This is a genomic window from Alteromonas sp. 14N.309.X.WAT.G.H12, assembly GCF_036697315.1.
Lineage (GTDB): Bacteria > Pseudomonadota > Gammaproteobacteria > Enterobacterales > Alteromonadaceae > Alteromonas.
The window spans coordinates 1-9,634 of sequence record NZ_JBAHZB010000124.1 but is presented as its reverse complement, the minus strand read 5'-3'; the positions used below and the strand labels follow the sequence as shown (position 1 = coordinate 9,634).

At 46.3% G+C, this 9,634-nt stretch carries 8 protein-coding genes; 1 reads left to right on the top strand and 7 read right to left on the bottom strand.

Annotated features, from left to right (window positions below; genetic code table 11):
• Positions 1-949 (top strand): Ig-like domain-containing protein (locus V5298_RS18315; RefSeq protein ID WP_332932873.1); only part of this gene is annotated, 949 nt, incomplete at its 5' end.
• Positions 950-1,025: 76 nt separating this feature from the next.
• Here the strand turns inward: V5298_RS18315 and V5298_RS18310 are convergent.
• The 7 genes from V5298_RS18310 to V5298_RS18280 all read right to left on the bottom strand — a co-directional run.
• Positions 1,026-2,342 (bottom strand): hypothetical protein, encoded by a 1,317-nt coding sequence (locus V5298_RS18310; RefSeq protein ID WP_332932872.1) that lies wholly within the window; start codon positions 2,340-2,342, stop codon positions 1,026-1,028.
• Between the two features lie 260 nt (positions 2,343-2,602).
• A complete protein-coding gene (locus V5298_RS18305) occupies positions 2,603-3,448 on the bottom strand; it encodes a fumarylacetoacetate hydrolase family protein (protein ID WP_332932871.1) in 846 nt (281 codons plus the stop codon).
• Positions 3,449-3,467: 19 nt separating this feature from the next.
• Positions 3,468-4,244: an SDR family oxidoreductase gene (locus V5298_RS18300; protein ID WP_332932870.1), complete on the bottom strand. Its 777-nt coding sequence runs from the start codon at positions 4,242-4,244 to the stop codon at positions 3,468-3,470.
• Positions 4,241-5,119 (bottom strand): amidohydrolase family protein, encoded by an 879-nt coding sequence (locus V5298_RS18295; RefSeq protein ID WP_332932869.1) that lies wholly within the window; start codon positions 5,117-5,119, stop codon positions 4,241-4,243. Before V5298_RS18295 ends, V5298_RS18300 begins: the two co-directional genes overlap by 4 nt.
• Before the next feature lies 1 nt (position 5,120).
• Positions 5,121-6,161: an aldo/keto reductase gene (locus V5298_RS18290; protein WP_332932868.1), complete on the bottom strand. Its 1,041-nt coding sequence runs from the start codon at positions 6,159-6,161 to the stop codon at positions 5,121-5,123.
• 18 nt (positions 6,162-6,179) lie between these two features.
• Positions 6,180-8,630: a sodium:solute symporter family transporter gene (locus V5298_RS18285; protein WP_332932867.1), complete on the bottom strand. Its 2,451-nt coding sequence runs from the start codon at positions 8,628-8,630 to the stop codon at positions 6,180-6,182.
• A 36-nt stretch (positions 8,631-8,666) separates the two neighbouring features.
• Positions 8,667-9,634 (bottom strand): TonB-dependent receptor domain-containing protein (locus tag V5298_RS18280; RefSeq protein ID WP_332932866.1); only part of this gene is annotated, 968 nt, incomplete at its 5' end.

The following is a 9,634-nucleotide window of genomic DNA, read 5'->3' as shown; positions in this document are numbered from 1 at the left end:
CGGCCTTATCGATCTCACGCTCCCAATACTCAACCTGGATGCTTTGTCTAACCTCAACAGCGCCACCCCCACTATCAGCGGCACCTGTGATGAAATTGGGGCGGTGATCAGTATCGAAGTCACCGACAGTGATAGCGATACCCAAATCTTTACTACCACTGTTCAGCCAGACGGTAGCTTTACCATCGATTTACCGGCCGATGCCGCAGAAGGCTTGCTCAATGTGGATGTGTCGGTACTGGATAGCGCAGGGAATCTGGCTTCGGTAAGTACTTCAGGGTTGATTGATTTAACCATTCCATTACTTTCACTTGATAGTATTGGACTGATTAATGATGCGACGCCGACAATATCCGGCTCCTCTGATGAAATTGGAGGTACCGTAACCATTAAAGCCACCGACTCAGAAGGTTACGAGCAGGAGTTATCAACAATAGTTCAGGCTGATGGTAATTTTAGTACGGATATTCCACTGGATGTAGCAGAAGGCTTACTAGACATAGAAGCAAGTGTGATTGATTTGGCGGGAAATATAAATACCTTGATAGAATCCGGCGCAGGCACCATTGATACGATTGCGCCGAATCTGTCCATATCCCACCTACCGTCGCTTTTAGACACATCCATTGCAGGAACAACAGATCCCGATATGGCTGGACGCTCAATTCAAGTGGATGTCACTGCAAAAATACTGGGTATAGAAACATCGCTGTCAATTTCCACCAACGTCCTCGTTGATGGAAGTTGGTCAACCGGACCCATCGTCAACCTTTCACTGGGGCCTATTTCGATCTCCGTGTCCATCACCGATGATGCGGGCAATATTGCCACGATCAGTGAATCGTCATCGGTTAGTACAACAGAAGCGGCGCCACTTGAAGATGTATCAGCAGGAGGTGATGCGCTGGTGAATGTGGGCATTACTGGTCACAATTTGATTGATATATAACGCCCACGAATAGGAAAGGAAGTAATTCAGCGACAAGGTGGAAACCAACCATTGGCTTCCACCTTTTGCTTATAAATTACTGTAGGCTGATGGTGATATAATATTTGTGTAAGTCCGTATCAAAATCATCACTGTCTAGTGATTGATAATACTCAATATAATCGTCGTAATCACTGGTATTATCGCTTTTAAGTAACGTTACCTGCGTATCACTTATGTAGCTATCACTGTCAACAATGTCATCATACCCTTCCAAGTCCACACTGGAAGGCAGCACGCCTTCATCTGGGCCATACATTGTCCATGTTACCGGCACAGAAGTATCGCCATAGGTAAACTGAATAATTGCCATGGGGTAATTTTTCACCGCACTGTAATCATAAGTACCATCATCACCCAATTCAGAAAAAGACACGGTGTCAATACTTGGCATATCATCAGATGCTTCTGCGTCCAGCGCATCGTCATAATCAGTGGAAATAACCTGATTCTCGCTGCTAACAGTCCAGGAACCATAAATATTGCTGCTTTCGCTTAAACTGTATTCCGCCACACCTTTGTAATAGGCTTCATTAATGTACATGTGACTGGTAAACAGCAATGCCGTGTCATCATCTTCACTGATTTCAGATTGAAAATGCTCATCGTCTTCAAACAGTTGAGAAATAACAACATCTGAATGATTTTTGCTTAAATCGATTTCCTCAGCCACTTCCACAGCGGAGACAGACCACTCGCCCGTACCATCAGTGGTGAAGTCGCTAAGAAAATCAGCCGAACCAATCTTGTCGTCATCAGAATCCGTGCCTTTAACCATAAAGGAGGCTACAGGCCAGTCGCCATCAATAACACGGCAGACAGTGACGTCAGTAAACAAGGTTTCTGTATCGCTCACACTTTCCCAGCTATCAAATGGCAGCGAAGTCCAAGCTTCATCGATATTTTCAAAGGAACGGTGACGTAAAGACGCATCTTGGGTAATGCATTCACAAGTATCATTGCTTACCAAGCTATCATAGGTCGCTTGATAGGTAGTTTCGGTAGACGTTGATGCCTGATAATAGCTAACAATATCTAACCCTTCAGCACTATCTCCTGACTGGGTTTTTGCTACCAAGGTAAAATTAATGTTCTTATCGGAAGTCGTAAAACTAATCACGCCATCGTCATCAGGCGAATAGGATTGCTGATAAGTCCAGTCTTCATCCTGCAGCAACAACTCGACATCAGTAAAGGGTTCTTCTACCCCACAATCATTAGTGATCACCGAGTTTAATGTAAAGGTGTAATTAGCGTCGCTACTACCTGAAGATGATGAAGAGCCTGAGCTTGAGCCACAAGCTTGCATGAGTGTTGCCATCGCAACGGCAGAACAGATTTGGGATAAACGCACTGACTTATACCTTGTTATACGTCAAATGCACAAATTGTGCCCTTAACTTAAGGGAATATGAGAATCTTTAAACAAAATTTACATTACCGTTCAATTATAAAGCACTGTTTATGAAGTGAATTTATTGTTAATAAGTAGAATTCCGTTGAGCCGTATAATCCGGGATGCGGCCGTTAGCCGATGAACCCTTGCCCTTCGTATCAGCACATTAGGCCTTTGAAGACACAAAGGCCTAATGCGTTAACGGCATATCATGATGATTAAGGCGCGCTTTGAACCACTTGATGCTGGGTGCCTAAACCTTCAATACCTAAATCAATTTTGTCACCCACTTCCAGGTATTTGGGAGGCTTTTGACCTAAGCCCACACCCGGAGGTGTTCCGGTGGAGATCACATCGCCGGCTTTTAAGGTGGTAAATTGACTAAGGTAGCTCACAATATAAGCCGGTTGGAAGATCATGGTTTTACTACTGCCATCTTGATAGCGCTTACCATTGACTTCTAACCACATTTTAAGTTCATTGGGGTTACCCACTTCATCGGCGGTAACCAGATACGGGCCAATCGGACCAAAGGAGTCACATCCTTTCCCTTTGTCCCATTGATTCCCCCGTTCCAGTTGGAAAGTACGCTCAGAAACATCATTACACACACAGTAACCGGCAATATACTCTGGTGCCTCAGCCTCTGACACATAGCTAGCATCTTTACCAATCACAATGGCTAATTCCACTTCCCAGTCTAATTTGTCACTGTTTCTGGGTTTAATAATAGGATCATTAGGCCCACAGATGGCACTGGTAAATTTAGAAAACACCTCAGGCTCAGCGGGAATGGGCATGCCCGATTCAGCGGCATGATCTGCATAATTTAAGCCGATACAAATAAACTTGCTTACCTTGTTCACACAGGCGCCAATACGCACATCACTGTCAACAACCGGCAGGGTGTTAAGATCAACATGGCTAAGTGTAGCCAGCGACTCGGGGTGCAAGGTAGCGCCATCAATATCATCACAAACCGACGACAAATCCCGGATCTTGCCCTGGCTATCCAAGATACCTGGTTTTTCTTGGCCAGGAGGACCAAACCTTAATAATTTCATATAGGTTCCTAACTATTAACTAATTATTTAAAGTGACGAATCCGCCATCTATGGGAAAATTTGTTCCTGTGATAAACGCGGCCTCTTCGCTACATAAAAACTTCACTAATGCGGCGACTTCTACAGGTTTCCCCATGCGACCAATGGGCTGGGTTTTGGAGAGTTTCTCGAACATTTCCTGTTGATTGTCGGGGTAGTTTTTCGCTAAATAACCGTCAACAAAAGGCGTATGCACACGACCCGGTGCCACGCAATTACAGCGAATACCGTAATCTAAGTAATCCTTGGCAATGGAATAGGTCATGGTGAGCACCGCGCCCTTACTCATGGAATAAGCAAAGCGGTCAGCAATACCAACGCTTGATGCCACCGATGCCATATTGATAATGATCCCCCTTTGCTGGGCTTTCATACTTGGCACCGCCGCTAACGAACAGTTATAAACCCCTTTCACATTCACCTTGTAAACCCGATCTAATTCATCTTCGGAGGTTTGTTCCAAGGTGCCAATTGAGCCCACTCCGGCGTTGTTTACCAATACATCAACAGCACGGTTATCGGCGGTTATGGCCGCAAACACTTGCTGCACATTGTCATGGTTAGCAACGTCCACGGCGTACGCTTTGGCAACGCCGCCTTCACGGGTGATTTCCTCTGCTGTTTCTGCCGCGGCGGCTTCATCTAAATCAAGGACAATCACCTTATGACCCAGCGACGCCAGGGCTTTACAGATAGCATAACCAATGCCACTGCCGCCGCCGGTTACAACAGATTGCGTGATTTTTTGATTCGTCATTTCAAAACTCCTAAATTGTAAAATTCCCGTGCAGTACCAGACCAAAAACGTGCTTTATCTGACTCATCCCACGACGCCACCAACTGCTGACAAATCCCTAACCACCCAGCATAATCGCTGTTGATATTTACCACCGGCCAATCACTTCCCCACATGATCCGTGTCGCCCCAAAAATGGAGGTTAAATGGGCGAAATAAGCACTAAAATGGCTTGGCTGTTGCTGAGTTTTAGTGGCTTCTAAGGTGAGGCCAGAGGCTTTAACATAGACATTGGGAAGCGTGCTAAAAGGTGCTATTGCCGCTGCCCACTGAGTGTATTGACCTTTTTCAATACAGGGTTTGGCGCAGTGATCAATGACAATGGGTAAATCGGGGTAACGTTTGGCTAACTGGTAAATACTGGGTAAGTGCTCAACACGGCACAAGGCGTCAAAAGACAAATTTAAGCGAATAAGCTGATTAAAAATCGGCGCAAAACCCGGCCTGAGTACCCAATCAATATCATCGATATCCTGAAGCATGGGACGGACGCCTTTAAAGACATTGTTTGCTGCGAGTGTGGTTAGTCGTGCGCAAACTGCCTTGCTATCCTGTTCAAAATCCACCCAACCTACAACCCCCGTAACAGTTGGCTCCAAAGCAGCTTGGGCTAGCAGAAAATCAGTTTCTTCATCAGTAGGTGAAGCCTGTACCAGTACAGTGTGCAATTGGGTAGTCGCCCCCATGCTTTGTGTCGCCACCTGTTGATAGTCTGCGATAGAAAAATCCCGGTACAAGGGACTGATATCGGCCGTTAACCAGGAATACAGCCCCGTATCTAACTGCCAAATATGGTGATGGCTATCCACGATATGTGAGGGTATAGAATTTTCCATATCACCCTCCTTCCATCGGTACAGGTGCCAACGGATCTAGCAAACCATGTTGGTGTAGTGTTTGCCAAAACTCAGCGGGAATAGTCTGTTCTAACAAGGTGGTGGTTTGAGCCACAATAGCGGCTGAGCCCAAACCGGGGATCACACTGGCTACACAAGGGTGAGCCAAAGGAAACTGCAACGCAGCAGCAGCGAGTGTTACCTCAAATTGACGACAAATGGTTTCGATTTTAGCCACCCGCTGCACTATGGCTTCAGGCGCAGGGGCATAGTTATATAAAGGCGTATGGGAAGTGTTAACGCCAGTGGCTAGGATCCCCGAATTATAGGGCCCACCAAGAATAATGGAGGCCCCGTGCGCCGCACATTTTGGCAGGAAACTTGTCAACGCCTCTTGTTCAAGTAATGAATAGCGACCTGCCAATAAAAAACAATCAAACTGCCCTATCTCCATCACCCGTTCGCAAATTGCCGTTTCATTGACCCCAAGACCTACCGCAGAAACCAAACCTTGCTGGCGCAGTTCATCGATGGCTTTATAACCACTTTGGCAAAACTGTTCATAATAAAATGCGTCTTGTTCTTTATGAGTGATCGCCCCTAAATCATGAACTAACAGCACGTCTATTTTGGCAACACCTATGCGTTGTAAACTATCAAAATAAGAACGCATGATGCCGTCATAACTGTAATCATAATGGGCATCAAAAGGCATAGGCGTGGCAAAGCCATAACGGATTTCATCAACCTTAGCGGTGGGATCGGCGGTTAACACCCGCCCTACTTTGGTGGACAACACGTAGTCTTGCGCCGGCAATGCACGCAATGCATCGCCAATACGGCGCTCACTCAAACCCAGACCATAGTGCGGCGCGGTATCAAACAAGGTGATCCCAGCGGCAATAGCCGCCTGTATTGTTTGCTGCGCTTGCTCATCAGAAATGGCCTTGTAGAGGTTTCCCACCGACGCGCCACCAAAGCCAAGCTCAGACACTGCTAAGGCCGTTTGTCCTATGGTATTTTTGGTCATGCCCTTAGCCATGATAGCTAGCCTCCTTGATTAATGTTGACTAACAGCAGGATCAGGGCCGCCGTACAAATACATAGTGGCCCACTGATTAAGGGAAGTGTGCTTATGGCGTTCACCAGACAACCAATTTTCGTGATGAAAATTCCCCCAGTTTCCTTCTCCATCTTGGGGATGATCCAAATCTGAAATCGCAATGTTTAAGCCCATTTTGGTAAGCTCACGATTCGCTGACCAAAACTCACCGGGGGCAATTTCCAGCGTGGCTTCGGGACGAATACGCCATTCCATGGTGTAACCTCTGGTAGGCTGACCGGCTTCACCTTTAATTTTCACCTTCACTTCCATATCGCCATTGAGGATCCAATGCTGGTAGGTATTCCAGGCAGAAAGCATGGAACGCTCTTCCCCTTCCAGTAAACCGGGTACGCCTAAACCTCCCAAACGGGATTTATGGGTACTTGCCACCATTTGCCAGCTTTTCCCATTGCCCTTGTTCAATTGGCCATCAGCATAAGGCGGGTTATTTTCGGCATTGATCAACACCTCAACACCATCACCAAACCAAGGAAATCCCTCCCGGGTAAGGGCGTGGGCATGGGCGTTTTCTTCGGGTAGCCAGCGAGAAGTGTCGATGCCATAAAGCACATCATCGGTAATATCAAAAGCAAAGTACAAATAACGGCCATCGTGTTTTATCCACACGCTGCCGGTTAAGTCCTCGGTACTTAGCACTGGCGAAAATCGGGCAATCCATTGGTGAATATGGCCAATGTGGGTGGCATCTTGGTATTCCTGCGCTTGCACATCGCCATCAAAGATTGGACTGCTGCCGCGATAAACCTTTACTATCGGATGGCTAATTGGCGCAGAACTCTGCGCACCTTGGTTTCCGTTATCCGGTTTGGCGGCAAGGTATTCAAATATGCCATAGAGGGCAATCATTACGATGGCTAATATCACCCAACCTTTAAGAATGCCGCCACTTTGCTTGTCGTCTTTTTTGGCTAACTCTCTGTAACGGGGTAACATTTCCTCATCCGGCGAGTGCTTGGTCAGCAATGACAACACCACCATCAATACGCATGAAAAAACAAACAAAATAAACGACAACATTAAGAAATGCGGCCATTGTTCAAACCAGCCAAAGGTTTGTCCTTGGGTACTTAGCACGCCCACCGCAATACACACAATACCGCTGATCACAAAGCTATAGCTGGCGGCGGTGGCCGTGACGCGACGCCAAAATAGGCCCACCAAAAACAACGTGGTTAACGGCGGTGCTAAAAAGGCAATTAAGCTTTGCAGTAGCTCAAACAAATTAGCCGCCACATTTTCCATGGCCAAGGCCCAGAAGAAGGCCAAAACGCTCGCTACCAGCGTCACAATACGCCCAACCAAACGGGTGGTTTTGGCGGCAAGGGGTTTGTTTTTCGAAAATACGGGCTCGTAAAAATCCAGCGTAAAGATGGTACTGAAGGAGTTAAGCCCTGAATCCAGCGTACTAATAAGTGCGGCCATTAACACCGCAATCATCAAGCCACGAAAGCCAACAGGCATATAGTCGCTGACCATAGCAAGAAACGCCCCATCGGAGTTTTCCATGCCCGGCTGTAACGCAAAAAAGATGATCCCAGGTAAAATGAAGATAAACGGTGGCAAGATTTTAAGTACCCCTGCCAATAGCACGCCTTTTTGCGCGGTGGGTAAATCTTTTGCTGCAAACACCCGCTGTACAATGGTTTGATCCGTACACCAAAACCACACCCCCATTACCGGGTAACCTAAAATAAAGGCCAACCAAGGTACTTGTTCTGACTCAAAGTCGATAAGGTGCCAGTAATCTGGGGGCGTTTTGGCCATCAAACCATCAACACCCCCTATTTCATATAAACCAATAAGGGTTAACGCTGACATCCCAACAATCATTAACACCGTTTGAAAGGCATCGGTCACAATAACCGCCGCCAAACCGCCCACGACAGTAAAACTGGTGGCCACAAATAACAGCAAGGCAATTGATGCCCACAATTCCCAGCCGGTAAATTGTGAAAACAACAAACCGCCAACATATAAACCGCCCCCCAACCAGATGATCACTATGGTAAGAAGCGAATATGCGGTTAGCAGGCGATACATGGTGTCGCCGAAGCGACGTTTAATAAATTGAGGAATAGTAGTGATATTTAACGAAAGGTAGTAAGGCGTAAATACCATGGCCAACAAGAACAAGAATATCCACGCCATCCATTCAAAATTAGCAATTAACATACCTGAACTGTAGGCGGCACCAAAACTGGCTATCAAAAATGAGGGGCCAATATTGGTGCCCCAAATAGACATACCAATACTGGCAAAGCCAACACTTTTATCACCAACAAACAGGCTGGCTGATTTAGCTTGTCGCATAGACACCACTAAACCCACCGCCATTAACACAACCAGGTAAATACCAATAACGTAATAATCTAAGGAATGGAGCACTACAATTTCTACCGTTTCTACTTAAAAGTTATGAACTTAGAAGGCCGCTCGAACACTGGCTATAATGGTTCGAGGCCGGGTAACATAGTCACGGAAGTTGGTACTTTCGTTGATATAGTTACGGGCATCTTCTTCCGTTAAGTTAATGACATTAAGGCTTAATGTGATGTCATCCATTACGTCGTAAGAAAAGTTCAAATCCACTTGCCCCGCACCTTCACCAAAGGCCGGTTGGCTGGCTCGGTCAAAACCGCCACCTAACGCCTGGAAGTAGTCATCTCTGTAAATATAGGCTAAGCGGGCAGAAAACTTCTCCGTTTCGTAGTAAGCAATGGCATTAAAGTTGTTCTTGGATGCGCCCGGAAAACCGTTTTCTAACAGTGGGTTGTTATCTGGGTTTTCAAATTCTGAATCCACAAAGGTATAGTTTGCTTGCAAACCAAAATCGCCAAACACAATATTGCCGCCCAGTTCAAAACCATAGACCTCGCCCTTAGCTACGTTCACCGGTTGGGTGGTGTCAAAGAGTTGATCATAGCCATCGATGGTAACGTCCGTGAGGGCTTCGCTAAGCACAAAGTTAGACACATCTTTGTAGAACAAACTGGCAAAGAAGGCACTGCCGCCGTCGGCGTAGTATTCAACCGTAGTATCAAATGACCAAGCGGTATAAGGCTTAAGATCTGGGTTACCGATTTCTGCGGTAGAGTTAATGGTGGAATCGTAGCCAATGTCACTGGTGTCTTGTAAATTAACTGAGCCGTTAACTTTCAGATCCGTATATTCAGGTTGAGACATGGTTTTAGACACCCCAACGCGCCATTGAACATTTTCGTTCAATTCAATCATCAAATTGGCACTGGGCAAAAATTGGAAATCGTTGCTGTCGGCAGTCGTTCCTATATAACCGAGTTCATCCACCACGGCATTAATAGAATTTACGATCCGTGTTGTTTGAAAACCATAAACCGTGCGGTCAGTAGCAACGGCGCGAACTCCCATGT

What these genes read in the sequence shown, in the direction of transcription:
- V5298_RS18300 (WP_332932870.1), bottom strand. Translation starts at nt 4,244, where the DNA reads ATGACGAATCAAAAAATCACGCAATCTGTTGTAACCGGCGGCGGCAGT.
- V5298_RS18290 (WP_332932868.1), bottom strand. Translation starts at nt 6,161, where the DNA reads ATGGCTAAGGGCATGACCAAAAATACCATAGGACAAACGGCCTTAGCA.
- V5298_RS18295 (WP_332932869.1), bottom strand. Translation starts at nt 5,119, where the DNA reads ATGGAAAATTCTATACCCTCACATATCGTGGATAGCCATCACCATATT.
- V5298_RS18305 (WP_332932871.1), bottom strand. Translation starts at nt 3,448, where the DNA reads ATGAAATTATTAAGGTTTGGTCCTCCTGGCCAAGAAAAACCAGGTATC.